The 16,445-nt window shown below is 68.3% G+C and carries 14 protein-coding genes; 4 read left to right on the top strand and 10 right to left on the bottom strand.

What is annotated here, in order from left to right; all coding sequences use genetic code 11:
• Positions 1 to 77: 77 nt before the first annotated feature.
• Positions 78 to 497 (bottom strand): OsmC family protein, encoded by a 420-nt coding sequence (locus tag GLA29479_RS13150; RefSeq protein WP_057918013.1) that lies wholly within the window; start codon positions 495 to 497, stop codon positions 78 to 80.
• A 345-nt stretch (positions 498 to 842) separates the two neighbouring features.
• Here GLA29479_RS13150 and GLA29479_RS13145 point away from each other — a divergent pair, with 345 nt between their 5' ends.
• Positions 843 to 1,259 (top strand): hypothetical protein, encoded by a 417-nt coding sequence (locus GLA29479_RS13145; RefSeq protein ID WP_057971861.1) that lies wholly within the window; start codon positions 843 to 845, stop codon positions 1,257 to 1,259.
• A gap of 69 nt (positions 1,260 to 1,328) precedes the next feature.
• On the opposite strand, the gene galE is transcribed toward GLA29479_RS13145, so the two are convergent.
• Positions 1,329 to 2,357, bottom strand: a complete 1,029-nt coding sequence (galE, locus tag GLA29479_RS13140; RefSeq protein ID WP_057971860.1) for a UDP-glucose 4-epimerase GalE — start codon at positions 2,355 to 2,357, stop codon at positions 1,329 to 1,331.
• A 215-nt stretch (positions 2,358 to 2,572) separates the two neighbouring features.
• Here galE and GLA29479_RS13135 point away from each other — a divergent pair, with 215 nt between their 5' ends.
• Genes GLA29479_RS13135 through GLA29479_RS13125 form a run of 3 tightly spaced genes read left to right on the top strand, consistent with a single transcriptional unit; the run spans position 2,573 to position 6,174 of the window.
• The gene (locus GLA29479_RS13135; RefSeq protein WP_057971859.1) at positions 2,573 to 4,021 is read left to right on the top strand and encodes a lipopolysaccharide biosynthesis protein; all 1,449 of its coding nucleotides are present in this window, start codon (positions 2,573 to 2,575) and stop codon (positions 4,019 to 4,021) included.
• A gap of 12 nt (positions 4,022 to 4,033) precedes the next feature.
• Positions 4,034 to 4,984, top strand: a complete 951-nt coding sequence (locus GLA29479_RS13130; protein ID WP_057971858.1) for a cupin domain-containing protein — start codon at positions 4,034 to 4,036, stop codon at positions 4,982 to 4,984.
• Entirely contained in the window at positions 4,981 to 6,174 is a 1,194-nt protein-coding gene (locus GLA29479_RS13125; RefSeq protein WP_057971857.1) for a GNAT family N-acetyltransferase, read from the top strand. The genes GLA29479_RS13130 and GLA29479_RS13125 overlap by 4 nt, the downstream gene beginning before the upstream one ends.
• Here the strand turns inward: GLA29479_RS13125 and GLA29479_RS24590 are convergent.
• Genes GLA29479_RS24590 through GLA29479_RS13085 form a run of 8 tightly spaced genes read right to left on the bottom strand, consistent with a single transcriptional unit; the run spans position 6,171 to position 16,255 of the window.
• The gene (locus tag GLA29479_RS24590; RefSeq protein ID WP_057971856.1) at positions 6,171 to 7,334 is read right to left on the bottom strand and encodes a glycosyltransferase; all 1,164 of its coding nucleotides are present in this window, start codon (positions 7,332 to 7,334) and stop codon (positions 6,171 to 6,173) included. The genes GLA29479_RS13125 and GLA29479_RS24590 overlap by 4 nt on opposite strands.
• Positions 7,331 to 8,968, bottom strand: coding sequence for a glucosamine inositolphosphorylceramide transferase family protein (locus GLA29479_RS25305; protein WP_057918020.1), 1,638 nt, complete (start codon positions 8,966 to 8,968; stop codon positions 7,331 to 7,333). The genes GLA29479_RS24590 and GLA29479_RS25305 overlap by 4 nt, the downstream gene beginning before the upstream one ends.
• Positions 8,955 to 10,397: a WecB/TagA/CpsF family glycosyltransferase gene (locus GLA29479_RS25300; protein WP_169795660.1), complete on the bottom strand. Its 1,443-nt coding sequence runs from the start codon at positions 10,395 to 10,397 to the stop codon at positions 8,955 to 8,957. Before GLA29479_RS25300 ends, GLA29479_RS25305 begins: the two co-directional genes overlap by 14 nt.
• Positions 10,394 to 11,536, bottom strand: a complete 1,143-nt coding sequence (locus tag GLA29479_RS13105) for a glycosyltransferase (RefSeq protein WP_057971855.1) — start codon at positions 11,534 to 11,536, stop codon at positions 10,394 to 10,396. Before GLA29479_RS13105 ends, GLA29479_RS25300 begins: the two co-directional genes overlap by 4 nt.
• Positions 11,533 to 12,861: a VpsF family polysaccharide biosynthesis protein gene (locus GLA29479_RS13100; RefSeq protein WP_057971854.1), complete on the bottom strand. Its 1,329-nt coding sequence runs from the start codon at positions 12,859 to 12,861 to the stop codon at positions 11,533 to 11,535. Before GLA29479_RS13100 ends, GLA29479_RS13105 begins: the two co-directional genes overlap by 4 nt.
• Positions 12,858 to 14,051: a glycoside hydrolase family 5 protein gene (locus GLA29479_RS13095; protein WP_082638637.1), complete on the bottom strand. Its 1,194-nt coding sequence runs from the start codon at positions 14,049 to 14,051 to the stop codon at positions 12,858 to 12,860. Before GLA29479_RS13095 ends, GLA29479_RS13100 begins: the two co-directional genes overlap by 4 nt.
• Positions 14,048 to 15,547: a GumC family protein gene (locus GLA29479_RS13090; protein WP_057971852.1), complete on the bottom strand. Its 1,500-nt coding sequence runs from the start codon at positions 15,545 to 15,547 to the stop codon at positions 14,048 to 14,050. The genes GLA29479_RS13095 and GLA29479_RS13090 overlap by 4 nt, the downstream gene beginning before the upstream one ends.
• Complete coding sequence (locus GLA29479_RS13085) at positions 15,548 to 16,255, bottom strand: polysaccharide biosynthesis/export family protein (RefSeq protein WP_169795659.1); 708 nt, start codon at positions 16,253 to 16,255, stop codon at positions 15,548 to 15,550.
• Between the last annotated feature and the right edge of the window lie 190 nt (positions 16,256 to 16,445).

The raw sequence follows: 16,445 nt of genomic DNA, 5'->3' as shown, positions 1-16,445 counted from the left end.
CGCGCCGGATTCCGGTGCGGCGCTGTTTTCGCCATGCGACGACTCGCAGGCCGCCCATGGCATGGCGGCTTGCCCTGCTAGCCCGCCGGCACCGCCAACGCCGTCGCGATCCGGATTTCGCCCGACAAGACCTTGTGGATCGGGCAGGCGTTGGCGACCTGCAGCAGGCGTTCGCGCTGCTCGTCGCTGAGTTCGCCGCTCAGCGCGATCCGGCGGCGGATATCGGTGCCCTCGGCCGGCTTGCCGTCCGGGTTGAAGCTCAGTTCCACTTCGACCGCGCTCAGCGGCCAGTGCTTGCGCGCCGCATACATGCGCAAGGTGATCGCAGTGCAGGCGCCGAGGCTGGACAGCAACAGGCGCTCCGGTGTCGGACCGCTATCGGCGCCGCCCTGCCCGGCCGGTTCGTCGGCGAACCAATGATGCTCGAGGTCGTCGCTGAGACGGACCTGATACGGCGCGCCGTCGCTGACGGCGACGACGGTGGGGTTGGCGGACATGCACGACTCCGTAACGATGAGATGTCGATCGGTTATCGCATGCCCCCGGCCCAGGCAGAAGCGTCCGCAACGGAACGCTGCATCGGGCTGGCGCCTGCTTGCGGTTCGTACATCGCCCCCTGGCCTGGCGCATGCATCAGGTGTCGTTTCCTGGGCCGCCGGCTTCGAAGCCGGCCACGCCGATGCCAGCGTCGGCGAAGCTCCGCGACTGCGGACCGGCGGCACGGTTCTGCGGTCGCCTGGCCGCTTGCGCACTGAATTTCCGTACCCCGGTAAGGCGGTCGCCCTCGCGGCGAACCATCGATGCGCCGACACGGCGCGCACCCTAGGGACCAGGAGAACGGCATGACCCATAACAGCGGCGCGGGCGGCTTGCTTACGGATTTCGGCACCCGCGACATCGTGCTCGAAGTGGTCGCCGACACCGCGAGCCAGGACGGAGCGCCCGAGCTGCAGGTGACCTTGCTCGTGGCCGGGGTGCTGATCTCGGGCACGGTCGTCAGCTTCAAGCGCTACGCCCAGCATCACCCGATCACAGCGCGCATCCACGAAGCAGTCGAAGGCCTCGCCGCGAGAGCCTCCCATGAAGAAGGCGCGCCCCGGCCCGGCCCGCCGCTGTACCTGCACCTGAAGGACGCGACCTACTACACCCCCGGATCGCAGCAAGCGTTTCCGTCCGACCGCGGCGTGTTCTGCCGTGTCGCCTTGAAGGACGTGTCGGCGTTCAACTTCGGCAGCATCGGCTGGTCGCAGGCGGACTGAAACGACCTTCGGCGATCGCGCCGCTGCGACGATCGCGTCGTCGCGATCATTCCCGATGCGCCGCACCGCTCAGAATGCCGGCGCGCTATGCCATTGCCAGGCGCTGTCGATGATGTCTTCCAGGCGGGTATAGCGCGGGACCCAGCCCAACAGCGATCGCGCCGCATCGCTGGCCGCGACCAGCACCGGCGGGTCGCCGGCTCTGCGCGGCGCTACCGAGTAAGGAATTCTACGGCCGGCGATGGCCTCGGCCGCGCGGATCACCTGCAACACGCTGAAGCCCTGGCCGTTGCCGAGATTGAAACGATGCGCGCCCGGCGTGGTGTCGAGCCAGCGCAAGGCGCGGATGTGCGCGTCGGCGAGGTCGAGCACGTGGATGTAGTCGCGCACGCAGGTGCCGTCGACGGTGTCGTAGTCGTCGCCGAATACCTGCAGCGCCTGCGCTTCGCCCAGGGCCGCGCGCAACACGTTCGGGATCAGATGGGTTTCCGGATAATGCGATTCGCCGATGCCGGCATGGGCCGCCGCGCCGGCGGCGTTGAAATAACGCAGCGACACCGAACGCAAACCGTAGGCCTGCGCGGCGTCGGCGAGCATGCGCTCGACCATGAGCTTGCTGGCGCCGTAGGGATTGATCGGGTCGGTCCGATGCGCCTCGCCGATCGATGCCGAGTCCGGCTCGCCGTAGACCGCGGCCGTCGACGAGAACACCAACCGCCCGACGCCATGACGCTGCATGGTCTGCAACAGATTGAGGCTGCCGACCACGTTGTGCCGGTAATAGTCGTACGGCGCGGCGACCGATTCGCCCACCAGCGAGCGCGCGGCGAAATGCATCACCGCATCGACCGGACGCTCGAACGCGGCATCGAGCGTGTCCGGTTTCAACAAGTCGGCGGCGACCCAGCGGCCCCAACGCAAGGCCTCGCGATGACCGGTGCTGAGGTTGTCCAGCACGCTGACTTCGAAGCCCTGATGAGCGAGCGCGTAGGCCGCGTGCGCACCGATATAGCCGGCGCCGCCGCAGACCAGGACGTGACAGGAATCGTGTGAGGGAGCAGTGAACGGAACCGGTGCGACGCTTGCGGGATGAGTCACGAAAGCCTCTGGAAACTGAAGGTTTTTCCTGGTCTGCCCTTGTGGCTCCGAGCATGCCGTGGGAGTATGCGTCGGACTAAAACTGTGATGCAAATCACTTAATTATCTTCAGATTTATGAATGAACTGGTCGGATAAGGAATCGAATCGGCCGGCTTCGGAGCTCGCGCGATTCCGGCGCGCGGCTGGTGCGGTTACAGCCTGCAAGGACGCGTCGTGCTGATTCGCCAGACCCTGCTGTACCTGCCCGCACAACTGCTCGGTCCGCTCGCGCAGTTGGCGGCGATCGTGTTGTGGACGCATTGGCTCGATCCGAACGAGTTCGGCCTGTTCACCCTGGCCCTGGCGATGCAGGAAGCGGTGTATCTGCTGTTCCTGGCCTTCTGGTCGTATTTCCTGCTGCGTTTCCTGCCCGGCGCCGATGCGCTCCTGCGCGAGCGCATGGACGTGATCGAGAGTTGGGTGTTCTTCGCCAACGGCGTGCTGCAGGCGACGGTGCTGCTGATCCTGTTGCGTTATGTCTCGCACGACTGGCCGTCGCCGGCCCTGTGGACGACGTTGTTCGTGTTCACGCTGACGCGTTCCTACTGCACGCACCTGGCCGAGCGCGCCAAGGTCGCCGACGCCATCGGCGTCTACACCGCTTTGCAAAGTGTCGGCCCGGTCGCCGGCCTGGCGATCGGCTGGACCTGGGCCAGCCTGGCGGCGAAAGGCCCGGCCCAGATCGGCCCGCTCGAAGTGCTGGCCTCGTACGCGATCGCGCAAAGCCTGTCCTTGCTGTACGCGGTGTCGCGCCTGCGCATGCGCCTGCAATTGCGCAAGCCGGACCGGACCACCTGGCGCCGGGTCTGCCTCTACGGCCTGCCACTGGCGATCAGCGGCGTGCTCGCTTGGGTGCCCGGCAACGGCATTCGCTTCGTCGTCGAGCACGGCATGGGCCTCGCCGCCGTCGGCCTGTTCTCGGTCGGCTGGACACTGGGGCAACGCGCCTGCGCGTTCGCGGCGATGCTGGTCACCGCCGCCGCGTTCCCGATCGCCCTGCGCCTGGAAGCCCAGGGCGAGAAGCACCAGGCGCTGGAGCAGGTCGCCCTCAACGGCGCCCTGCTCTGCTCGGTCCTGGTGCCGACCGCAGCCGGCCTGATCCTGCTCGCCGAGCCGCTGTCGCGTGCCGCGGTCTCGGCGCCGTACATCGCGACGACCTTGAGCATCCTGCCGCTCGCGACCCTGGCCGGGCTGATCAAGAACCTGCGCAGCCACTTCGCCAACCAGCCCTTCCTGCTCGCGCAAAAGACCGCTTGGACGCTGGCGATCGACATGCTCGAAACCGCCCTGTTCCTGGCAGCGGCCGCCATCGGCCTGCGCACGATGGGCCTGGTCGGCGCCGCCGCCGGCGCGCTCGCGGCGGTGAGCGTCGGCGCGCTGGTCTCGTTCGTCATCGCCGTGCGCAAACTCGGCATGCCGATGCCCGTCGCTCACCTGGCCCGCATCGCGCTGGCGAGCGCAGTCATGGCCGCGAGCCTGTCGGCCTTGCCGCCGCTCGCCGGCTGGACCCAACTTATCGCCGCCGTCGCACTGGGTGCGACGGTATATGCGGCGGCACTCGCCTTGACTTATCGCGGCCAACTCGGCCAGTTGCGCAGCGCGCTTCGTCCCAACTCCCCTTAGCGGAACGCCGTCATGCTCGTACCCACCTCGCCCCCCTTGAGCAATCTCGGCCCGCAATCGCCGGCGCAATGGCAGGCCGCGCCGCTGCTGTTCGAACACCGCCTGCACCTCGACCCGCGTTTCAGCCGCGAGGCCATCGCCCGCACCATCGAGCGTTATCCGCGCCGTCATTACTCGATCGTGCACATGGGCGAACAAGGCGCGAACGGCAAACGGGTCTGGCGCGAAGGCGACTTCGGCGGGCTCGACGGCGAGCGCGTGCTGGAAGCGATCGAACACGGCCGCCTGTGGCTGAACCTGCGCAACGGCCAAGACCTGGAACCGCATTTGCTCGAGGTCTTGACGGGACTATTCGGCGAGGCCGGCACGCTGGCGCCGCCGCTGTCGAGTTACGACCACCGCATGGGCTTGCTGGTGTCCTCGCCCGGCGCGCAGGTGTATTACCACGCCGACCTGCCCGGCCAGGGCCTGTTGCAGTTGCACGGCCGCAAGCGCATCTACGTCTATCCGCCGCGCCTGCCCTTCCTCAGTGCAGAAGGCCTGGAAAACATCGCCCTGAGCCAGCTCGAAGTCGGCCTGCACTACGACCCGGCCTTCGATGCGCAGGCCGCGGTGTTCGACTTGGAACCCGGGCAAGGCCTGTTCTGGCCGCTCAACTCGCCGCACCGGATCGAGAACCACGACTGTCTCAATATCTCCATGACCCTGGAGTACTGGACCGAGGAGATCCGCCGCAATCACATGATCAACCTCGCCAACGCCATCCTGCGCCGGCATCTGGGCTACACGCCGCGTACGCGCAAACTCAGCGGTCTTTCGTTCTATGCCAAGGCCGCGCTGCAGGCGGCGTGGCGCCGCAGCGGGCGGCTCGATGCGTTGCGACGTACGGCGCGGCCGGTCGACTTCCGGCTCGATGCCGAAGTGCCCGGCCGCATCGTCGACCTGGCGGAGCCGGTGCGGTGACGACGAGTGCGCAGGCGATTGGTCAGGCGAGGCAAGACTATGTCGCGACGATCGAGACCGAAGTGGCGACCGCATTACAGCGCTGGCGCGAATGGACCGACGGCGGCGCCACGATCACCGTGTTCCAGAGCGAGCGTTGGCTCTCGACCTGGTACGCCACCCTCGGTGCGCAGGCCGGGCGCAGGCCGCTGCTGGCGAGCATCGCTCGGCGCAGCGACGGACGCGTGCTGATGGCCCTGCCCCTGGTCGCCGAACATCGCGACGGCCTGCAGCGGATCGGGCTCGCCGACCTCGGCGTCAGCGACTATGCCGCGCCGCTGCTGATGCCGGGTTGCCCCGACGATGCGCAGGAGGTCCGCGCGATGTTCGCCGCGCTGCGCAAGGCCTTGCCGCACGCCGATCTGCTGGCGATCGAAAAAATGCCCGAAACCATCGGCGCGCGCGCCAACCCGCTGCTGCATCTGCCCGGCGTGCGCGCATCGGCCTTGTTCGGCAACCCGGCCACGGTCGGCGACGACTTCGACGCCTGGCGCTTCAGCCGCGAAAAAACCCATCGCAAGGAACTGGAACGTTCCTGGCGGGTGTTCACCCGTCACCCGGACGCACGCTTCGGGCAAGTGCTCGACGCCGGCCAGGCAGCACGGGTCATGGATGCATTGGAGCAGCAGCAACGCAGCGCCATCTCCGGCAAGGGCTGGGCCTATATCCTCGACGAGCCCGGCTATCGCGATTTCTACCGCAAGCTGGTCGACGAAGGCCTCGCCAGCGGCGAGGTGGTGCTGACGGCGCTGATGGCCGGCGACGAAGTCGTGGCCGCCCTGCTCGGCCTGCGCCGCGGCGGCGAGTACGCGATGATCCGCATCGGCAGCGCCGCCGGCGAATGGCGCAGTTGCTCGCCCGGGCGCCTGATCATCGAGCGCACCATGGCCGCCCTGCATGCGCAGGGCGTGCGCCGTTTCGATTTCACCATCGGCGATTACGCCTACAAGAAGGGCTTCATGCCCGAGCAACTGAACTTGTTCGATCTGGCCGTGCCGCTGTCGTGGAAGGGCCGTCCGCACACCCTGTGGCTCGGGCTTCGTCATCGCCTCGGGCAATGGTCGCGCGCGCATCCGCGCCTGCACCGCAAGCTGGCGCAAGCCCGCGGGGCCTTGACGCGCACACGCGCCGGGCGCAAGGCCGCGTCTTAACGGGTCGGGGCGATCCGCGCGAACAAGGCGAGGTATTCCTCGACGCTGCGTTCGACGGTGAACTCCAGGGCCCGCCGCGTCGCTTCGGCCTGGTCGCCCGGGCGTTGCAAGCGGCCTTCGATGGCCGCGGTCATCGCCGAGACGTCGCCGACCGCGACCAGGTCGCCGTAGCGGCCGTCGCCGAGGATCTCGCGCGGGCCGACCGGGCAGTCGCTGCTGATCACCGGCGTGCCGCAGGCCATCGCCTCGATCAATACGTTGCCGAAGCCTTCGAACAACGACGCCAGCACGAACACGCGCGCCCGCCGCATATAAGCATAGGGATTGGCGCGCTGGCCGAGCAGGCGCACCCGCTGGCCCAGGCCGAGTTCATCGATCAAGGCCTGCAGGGCCGGCCGCTCCGGCCCTTCGCCGATGATCGCCAGGCGCGTCTGCATCGGCATGCGCACGCCGGCGAAGGCGCGGATCAGCCCGGCGAAATTCTTCTCCGGGCTCAGGCGCCCGACCGACAGCACCAGCGCAGCGGCATCGGCGCCGAACCAGGGGTCGTCGACCGCCTCGTGGGCCAGCGAATTCCAATCGCGGCGCAACACCGGATTGGGAATGACTTCGAGGCGTGCCCGCGTGCCCTTGGCCAAGCGCGGCGCGAAGTCGTCGCGCACGCCCTGCGAGACCGCGACCACGGCGTCGGCGAGGCGATAAGCCCAGGGCATCAGGCGCAGGGTCGCGCGATAACGCGCGGAAGGATCGAGCCATCGCATCGACGACACCGGCGCGTGCTCGGTGAGCACGACCCGGGTCGCTCCGCCCGCCCATCGCGCCGCCACTGCGGCGACGATATTGCTATGGGTCAAGGCCGAGACCAGTACGTCGGGACGGCGCCGGCGCAACACCCGGACCAGCCGGGTCGCCGCCGACAAGGTGCGATCGGCATCGAGCGAGACCACCTCGATATCGCCGGCGAGCGCCCTCGCCTCGGCGTCGCCGCGATGGACCACGAAGGCCACCTCCATGCCGCGCACGCGCAGGCCCTGGGCCAGGCGCAGCAGCGAGATCTCGGCGCCGCCGACCTTGAGCTGGGGCAGATACAGCAGCGCGGTGCGCATCGGCTCCGGCTGCACGGTGCCGGCATGCCCGGAGGAGGAACCGTACGGGCTCATTCGCCGGCTCCGCTCGGCGAGCGCCAACCGCGATAACGCAGCTTGCGGCCGAGCTCGTGCAGGTTGAACACGTAGCGCTTGCCGTCGACCAGGGTGCGTTCGCCCCAGGACGACACGGTGTGCAGGCCATGCGGATTGGGCCCGCGCGGATCGGGACGGCAACGGCGCACCACCTGTTCGCGATAGCGCTGCGGCGTACACACCTCGATGCGGTTGATCGCGATGGCCGCGCCGTAGCCCGCACTGCAGTCTTGCGCTGGCCGATACAGGGCGCCTTGGTGCAAAAACGGCGTGCCGGCCGGGCGCGAGCTGCAATGATCGAGCTTGACCGGATGCAGGGCGTGCGGGCGCCATGGCCCGCGCAAATCGTCGGCATAACTCAGGCAGAGGTTGTCGAAGGCGCCCAGGCCGAGGTCGGTATAGGCCAGCCAGAACCGGCCCTCGTGCAGGAACAAACTGGCATCGGCGGCGGCGACTCCTTCCAGCAACACCGCCACCGGCCGCCATTCGCCGTCGGCCTCGATCCGATACAACTCGCAACGGCGGTTCGCCGAGGTTTCCGGGATCGCGTACAGGCCGCCGTCGTGCTCGAACAGATACGGATAGGACAGATGCATCGGCAACTGCAGCCGGGCCGGCTCGGCCTGGACGATGCGGTCGCCGCGATCGAGTTCGATCGCCTCGATGCGGCCGAGACCGTCGCGATAGTCGTAGACCTCGCAATACAGACGATGGCGGTCGCCGGGAATGCCGAAGGGATCGGCGCGGTAGTGGGTCGAGCCGCGTCGGCCGAGCCAGCGGATCTTCGAGGCCAGCGGCGTCTCGATCAACGCCTGGATCGGCGCATCGATCACCCCGATCATCCAGCTTTCGCTGAGCCAACGCGCCACCAGCCGGCGCCGCCATGCCAAGGCCTTGCCGCGCATGCCCCGCACCGCTCGCCGCAACGGCGTCGGCGAAGGCTGCGGTGCGTATGCCGTCGTCGTGGGCAATGCCGCGCCGACGATCAGTTCCTGCACCGCGCCGCGCAGCAGGGTCGCCACTTCGCCATACAGGCGCTCGAACGAACGCGGATAGTCCGGGTCGGCGAAAAAGCGCACGGCGTCGAGCACGAAGGCGCCGTCGCGCACCAGCAACAGTTCGCCGCCGAGACCTGCGCTGATCGCCGCGTGGCACGGCCAGGCCGCGGCGAGGTGGATGCCTTGCGCATCCAGCGGCTGCCAGACGCCATGCCGACTGGCGGCGCGCCAGGCCGTCCATTGATCGCCGGCTCCGTCCTGGTCGACGCCGCCCGAATCGAGGCCGGCCAGGTCGATCACCGCGTCCCAGCGCGAATCGCCGGGCGATTGCGGGTCCGCCGACGGTGCCGGCGTCTCGGCGAGCATCGCGGTCGCACGTTCGAGCCGGCTCCAATCCGGCCGATAAGCATCCGCTGCGCGTACACGGCGCACATCGACCTGCACGCCGGGAATGCTGGCGAGAGCCGCGCGCGCCAGCTTCTGCCAGGCGCGATGACGATCCGCCGGCAGCAACACCGCGATCCGCATCGCCGGAGCCCGCACGGTGTCGACTTCGAGCGGGTCCAGACGCGGATTGGCCAGACTGCCCGCCGGCCTGGATTCAGAGTCGATCATGCAAGGCGCGAGGCAGATGAGAGCGATGTTTGTTGAGGATGGAGCCGAGCACTTGGGCGTTGACCGCGGCAAGGTCGTCGAGCAGCTTGCGGATCGCAGAAGCGCGCGTGACCTCGGCTTCGACCACCACGATCACGCCGCTGGCGCGGGCCGCGGCCACCAGGCCGAACGCGGGCTTGGCGTCGACCACGATCTCGTCGAAGCGTTCGCACAGACCGCCCCAGACCGATGCGTCTTCGATCGCCGCGTAATTGTCCTGATAGCCGCGGGCGGCGCTGGACAGGCGGGCTCGGGTGACATCGCCGTTCGCGTCGTCGCCGGCGGCGGCAATCGAAGCCGAGGCGCGATCCAGCGCTTCCTCGACCAGACTGGGCCAGGCGCGCTCGCGGTCGAGGTCGTCGGACAACAACAGGACCTTGCGCTTGCGCAGGCGTGCCGAGGCTTCGGCGTAAGCCTGCGCCAGCGAGCTGGCGCCCTCGCCCGGGCGCGCGGCGATGAATTGCACGATGCGTCGGCCGCCGCCCGCCATCTGCGCATCGAGGCGTTGCACCAGACCGGCCAGACGTTGCTGGGGCTGCGCAAACAAGGGCTCGGCATCGGCGGACATGGACCTGCACTCCCTGGGGCTTGCGTGGGTATCGAGGCTGAGCGCAGCCGCGCCCAAGGTTTCGCGTTCGTCGCCGCTGTCCCAGGCCAGGCACAGCACCCGCCACAGGAACTGGCCGCCGCCGAGCACGTAGCGGCGCCACAAACGGCGCGGCTCCTTGAGCAAGCGGTACAGCCATTCCAGGCCGATGCGCCGCAGCCATTGCGGTGCGCGCGGGAAGCGTCCGGCCATGAAATCGAGGATGGCGCCGCCGTTGACGATCAGCGTCGGCTGTTCGAGTTCGCCGGCCAGGCGCGCGGCGATACGTTCCTGGCGCGGCATGCCCATGCCGAGAATCACCAGCTCCGGGCGCGCGGCGGCGATGGTCGCCACGCAACGGTCTTCGCCGCCGAAGCCGTCGATCGAGCAGACGATGTCCAGGCCCTGCTCGCGCAAATGACGCACCGCGCGTTCCAGATAGGGCTGCTCGGTGCCCGCCACCGCCACGCGCCGGCCGGCATAGGCCGCGACCAGTTGCGGAATCAGGTCGGTGCCGTTCATGTTCAAGCCCGGTGCGCGCACAAGCAGGCGCAGGCAGGCGGCCATGCCGACTCCGTCGCGCAGCAACAGCTCGCTGCGCAGCAGATCCTCGCAAAAGGCGGCGTCGGTCCAGGCCAGATTGAAGGCGTGTTGGTTGAGGAACGACAGCACGGTCGTGCGCTTGGGCTGGCGCAGTTCGTCGAGCAGGCGCCGCTGCCTGCGCGGGTCGGCGACGATATCGAGACGATCGAGCAAAGCCCGGATGCGCGGCATCGCCGCGGCGGAGTCGTGTTTGTCTGTCATGCGAAGGCGCCTTCCGCGCGTAGTTCTTCATAGACCGCGGCGACCTCGCGGGCCATCGCCAGGTCGGAGTAGCGTTCGCGCTGGCGTTGCAGGCCGACCCGCGCCATCGCCCGGGCGCGTTGCGGCTGCTCGATCAAGGTCGCCACGGCGTGGGCGAAGGCGGCGGCATCGCCGGGCTCCACCAACAGGCCGGCGCGGCCGTTGCCCAACACTTCCGGGATGCCTTCGTTGTCGGTGGCGACCACCGGCAGGCCGACCGCGAGCGCTTCGATCAAGACCATCGGCAAGCCTTCGCCGTACAGGCTCGGCAAGGCGAACAGATCGATCCGCGCGAGTTCGGCGCCGATATCGCGGGTAAAACCGGTCCAGACGATGTGCTCGGCCACGCCCCGGGCCTTGGCGTAAGCCAGCACCTGCTGTCGGTAGGCCTCGCTTTCGAAGCCGCCGACCGCGCGCAAGCTCACCGGCCGGCCGGCGGCACGCAAACTCGCCAAGGCCTCGATCAAGACCTCGATGCCCTTGCGCGGGCGGAACAAGGCGACCATGCCGAGCACCCATTGCGATTCCGGCGGTCGCCACTCGCGCACCTCGGCGACCGCCGGCACGCCGTTGGCGACGGTGCGGATCAGGCCGTCCTCGTAGCCGATCCGGCGCAGGTAGTCGCGGGTGCTGTCGGAGACCGCGATCAGGCGGTCGGCGCGACGCAGGCTGAAGTGCTGGATCGCGCTGTTGATGCGGTTGCGCACCGCGCTCTCGGTGTCGCGGTCGGTGCGGCTGTGGACGTGGTGCACCATCGGCTTGGCGGCGCGGTGGGCGGCGAAACGGCCGATCAGCGCCGAGCGCGCGGTGTGCGTGTGCAGCAGGTCGTAGCCGCCCTCGCGCAACAGCCGCGCCACCTCGCCGGCCGGCTTGAAATCCAGACGTGAACGCATCGGCACGGTCGTCAATGCGCTGCCGCTCGATTCGCGCACCCGTTCGAAGGCGCCGGCCTTGAGGCAGGCGAAATCGACCTGCCAGCCGAACCTGGGCAATTGCTGGGCGAGCAGATCCTGCACGCGTTCGGCGCCGGCGTAATGCTCGCCGTTGATCAAGTACAAGGCCCGGCCCGGGCGCGGCGTTGCGATGACGATGCCGCTCATGCGCGGGCTCCAATACGTGAAAATGCATGCCGCGGCGCGACGCGACGTTCGGCCGCGGCCTGCGCGCTCCGCATGCGATAACCGGCGACGCCGCACAGCACCGCGAACAGCAGAGTCAGGGCGCTGGTCTTGGAGGCCAGCGAGTTGGTGGTCGAGGCAGTGGCGAGAAACACCAGCAAGGTCCAACGGCCGCCGCTGCCCGCCCGCCGCCACAGCAGCCAGAGCGCGCACAGCAGACCGAGCGCGAATACGGCGAAACCGAACACGCCCAGTTGCAGCAGCATGAACAGCCAGAAATTCTCGATAGCCTCCAGGTTGGCGCTGAGACCGACGCGCGCCGACACCGCCTGGATCTGCGCCGGCGAGATGCCGAACATCACATCGAAGGTATCGAGGTAATCGAACACACTGAAGATGCGCAGGCGCACCGTGGCGCTGTCGTCCAGGTACAGCCCCTCGAAGATGCGCGCACCCAGGCCACTGCGCCAGACCAGGGCCATCGCCACCGGCAAGGCCAACAGCACCGCGATCGACGCGCCGACGATATGCAGATAGCCGTAGCGACCGGCACGCAGGCCGTGCAGCGCCCCCAAAGCGGCACAGACCAGCAAGGCCAGCGTGGTCAGCACGAAACTGGTGCGGCCGCCGAAGGCGAGCAAGGCCAATACCAGGAACGCGACCAGCGAGCCGCGCCACAGCGGCGACATCGGCCGGTCGAGCGAGGCCAACAGGACGATGCTGGTGATCAAGGCATTCTCGAGCGGATGGCCCAGCAGCGCGGTGGCGCGGAACTTGTCTTCGATCACCGGCACGCCGCCGGCGACCGTGTACGGCACCAGGTGATGCTGCACGGCGGCTTCGACCAGGCCGAGCGCGGCGTTGGCGATCACCGCGATCAGGATCAGGCGGAACAGGCCGCGCAGTTGTGCGGCATCCAGGCGCAGCAGGATCAGGGCGATCGCCGCCGGCATCATCAAGGTGTCGATGAAGAACGCCGAACCCGAGGCGCCGTAACGCAGCAGCGAATAAACGAAGCTCGACAGCATCGCAAGCAGGTACAGGCCCAGCAGGGGCTGCCCGGCGAGGCGGCGCAACAAGGCGACGAGCGGATTGCCCTGCCCGGCGAGCGACAAGGCCAGCGCGATCGTCAGCAGATAGCTGCCGGGATGCAGCTTGAACACGAAGCTGCCATAGGGCGCGTCGTAAGGAATGCCCAGCACCGTCAACAAGGCCGGCGACAAGCACAGGTAGGCAAGCAGGCTCAGGAGCAGGAACACGCGGCTGGCGCGGTCGAAGGCGCTTGTTTGGCCGTCGTGCGCCTTCATCGTGCGCGCCGGCCCTGCTCCAACCGGCCCTGCTCCAGCCTGCTCAGTCCCAGCGCACGCAACGCCGGCGCCTCGAGTTCGCCGCGCTCGCGGCCTTCGGTGTTGCTGCCGCTGGCGATGCCGAAATCGTCGGCATAGTTCCACAGCGACCAGCCCCAACCGTTGCGCTCGGCCAGGGCGCGCACATCGCCGATCCAGGCATAGCGCGAGACCGGGTCGACGCCGTCGCGGATCACCCCGAACTCGCCGCAATGCACACGCACACCGTGCTCGCGCGCCCAGGCCGCCAGCGGTTGCCATTGCGCGGCGATGCGCCGGCGGTTCCAACCGCTCTGGAAATACTCGGCGAGCTCGTCGGTGGCGCGCTCGGCCGCGACCTTGCCGTCGCTGCGCGGCAGCTTGAGCCGCGCCTGCAATGCCGGATAGCGCACGTCGCGCCAATGCCCGGCGGTGGTCCAGCGGTCGCCCTGCATCCAGCTCGCGCCCTGGTGGGTAAAGATGTAAGGCAGGTAGTAATGGAAGCTGTAGATCAGGTTCGGATCGTCGAGCGGATCGAGTTCGACCAGACCTTCCAGGCTGCCGCCCTTGCGGCCGCTGACGATCAGCGCATGCGCCGGCAGCACCTCGCGCACTGCGCCGACCAGGCGCCGCTGATAACGGCTCCACAGGTAGCCGCCGGCGATGCCGTAATAGCCCGGTTCGTTGAACAGCTCGAATACGACCCGCTTGGTCGGCGTGCGCTTGAATTCCCCGGCCAGGACCCGCCACATCGCGATGTAGCCATCCGACCATTGCGCCTCGGCTTCGATCGCCTGCTTGGTCTGCTCGTTCGGGTGCAGGTCGACGATCACGTCGAGCCTCGCCTCCAGCGCCGCATCGACGGCACCGCGCAAGCGCGCGAGTCCGCTCAGCTGCGGCCCGCGTTGCGGCGACCAGCCCAGCGCGACCGGATCGACCGGCAGGCGCACGTGGTCGAAACCGGCCTCGTGCAGCCGGCGCAGCTCCTGCGCCGTCAGCGCCGGCCCGCCGCTGGCTTCGAGCCAGCGGCTGAGGTTGATGCCGCGTTGCAGCGACTGGGCATGCGCCGCGGTGGCGACCATCAGCCCAAGCAACACGCCTGCGAGGCGGAACGCGCGCCTGGTGGCGGTGCGGCGGTGTCGATGCGGTGCCGGCGGGCTAGACGCGCTCATCCGCGTTCCACCCTCGGTATCGTCGCCAGCACCGGCAGGCCGAAGCTGCGTTCGAGTTTCTCCGGCGAAAGGAAGCTCGAACGCAGCGCTTCCGACAGGAAAGCGACGATCAAGGCCACGCCGAGGCTGAGAAAGAAGCCGATCGCCAGGATCGGCAAGCGCACGCTCTTGGGCTTGAGCGGCCAGCTCGCGGCCTGCAGCACGCTGACGCTGGTGCGTTGCTTCTGGTCGCGCGCCTCGGCGATGCGCGCGCTTTCGAGCTTGCGGGCATAGTTGGCGTAGCTGTCTTCGAGCAGTTTCTGCTCACGGCTGAGGCCGGCGAATTCGGATTGCTGGCGGGTCAGCTCGGCGGCGCGGCGCTTGAGCTGGTCCAGGCGTTCCTGCAAGGCCTTGCGGCTGCCGGCTAGCGCGGACTCGTCCGAGGTCGCGCGCAGCAGGTCCAGTTCTGCGGCTTCGCGCACCGGGTTGCGCCCGGTCCGCACCGTGGTGGGCGGCGTGCGGCGCTGCTGTTGGATAAAGGACTCGGCCTTGGACACGTCCTTGCGCGCGTTGACCACCAGCGGATTGTCGTCGAGATAGCGCGAACTCAGCCCCTGCTCTTTCAGCTGCAGGTCGAGCAGCTGGCGCGGGATCTGCGGGTCGCCGAGGGTTTCGCTGAACTGGACCAGGTTGGCCGGGGTCTTGCTGGCGATCTGCTTGAGGGTCCTGGCGCGCGCATTGGCGGTGCCGGCCTGCTGGCTGGTCTCGTTGAGGCGGGTTTCCAGGTCGTTGCCCTGCTGCACCATCAGGCCGAGTTGCTGCTCGTAATTGACGATGCCGTGCGCCTGCTTGAATTCGGCCAGGCGTTTCTCCGCGTCTTTCAGGCGCAGCTCGACCCCGGCGACCTGGCCTTCGAGGAAGCGCACCTGGTCGTCGGAGAAGATCGCGCGGCGGCGGTCGAGATAGGTCGCGACCAGGGTGCGCAGCGCCGACTGGGCGATGGCCGGGTCGGGATGAGTGAAGCGCAACTGGATCACCGTCGCGCCCTTGAGCAATTGCGCGTCGAGGTTCTCGCGGAACAGTTCGACCGCCTGGTCTAGCTTCGGCCGGCGCGCGTCGTCTTTCTGCTGGGCGATCGAGGGATACAAGCGTCCCATGCCGATCCGCACGACCACTTCGCGAATCAGGTCGCGGCTGGCGAGGATTTCGTTCTCGGCGCTCAGCGCTTCGCTGCGGTCGAACATCAGCGGCGTGGCGCCGCCGTTGCCGTTGCCTTCGGAGGTATCGGCGACGTAAACGTACTCATGCCCGAGCCGGACCAGGAGACTGGCATCGGAGACGTAACGCGTGGTCGGCAGCAAGGAGGCGATCAGCGCCAGCGCGAAGCTGATCGCGAAGGCGAGCCCGATCCGGCGCCGGTCCTTGAAGGCGGTGCCGAGCAATTCGCGCAGCGAGAACGCCGAGGAAGGCCGCGAACGGGATGGGACTGCGAAGGCGTCCTGCGGTGCGCTGTCCATTCAGTAGCCCGAGCGGTTGTCGTTGAGGTCGTAGGAGAAGCCGACGTTCACCGGCAGGTTCCGGCGGATGTACTGGTCGATCCACTTGTTCAGGCGCGACACGTGCGACGGCACCGCCAGCACCACGTCGAAGGGCTGCAGCAGCGGGTCGTTGGCGGCATCGGCGCCCTTGCGCGATTGCGAGGCGACATCGACCCGGATCACCTGCGCGCGGCCGTCGTCGCCGCGGCGCAGAATCACCACCCGGTTCGCCGCAGCGGTTTCGCGCAGGCCCTGGGCGACGATCAATGCCCGCATCACCGTCAGCGACGGCAACAACGGCTGCGCACCGGGACGCCCGACTTCCCCGCCGACGAAGACCTGCTGGCGCGCGAAGCCCTTCTCTACTTCGACCGATACCTCCGGTTGGCGCAGGCTGCCGGCATAGGCGCGCTTGAGGGCGGCGGCGAGTTCGGCCGGGGTGAGTTCGGCGGCCGGCACTTCGCCGACCAGTTGCAGGTGGATGCGACCGTCGGGCCGCACCGTCACGTTTTCGTTGAGCTCGGGCACATAGAAGAATTTGAGCGCGAGTTCATCGCCCGGCGCGATGCGGTAAGGGGCCGAGTTCGATGCGGTGCCCGGGGTGGACACGGTGCCGGACGCGGCGCGCCCAGCGACTTGCGCGGCCGCCGACAGCGGCAGGATGAGCAACAACAGCGCAAGACACACTCGATGAAACCCAGGCGCCGGCCGCGATAGTGTGTAACGAAGCACATCTGCATACGCCGCAACGGCTTGCATCCCTGCCCTGTTTCCGCGTTCGATCGGCGCTGGCCGGCCGGTCTTCCGGAAGCGTTTGCTCATGCTTTCAATCCTGACCTGACAACATTTATTGCAAAAGCGCGGTAACGCACTGATT

Origin of the sequence: Lysobacter antibioticus, assembly GCF_001442535.1 — a bacterium.
Taxonomy (GTDB): Bacteria; Pseudomonadota; Gammaproteobacteria; order Xanthomonadales; family Xanthomonadaceae; genus Lysobacter; species Lysobacter antibioticus.
Note: the sequence above shows the minus strand (reverse complement) of the source record. Positions and strands in the feature narration are given on the sequence as shown.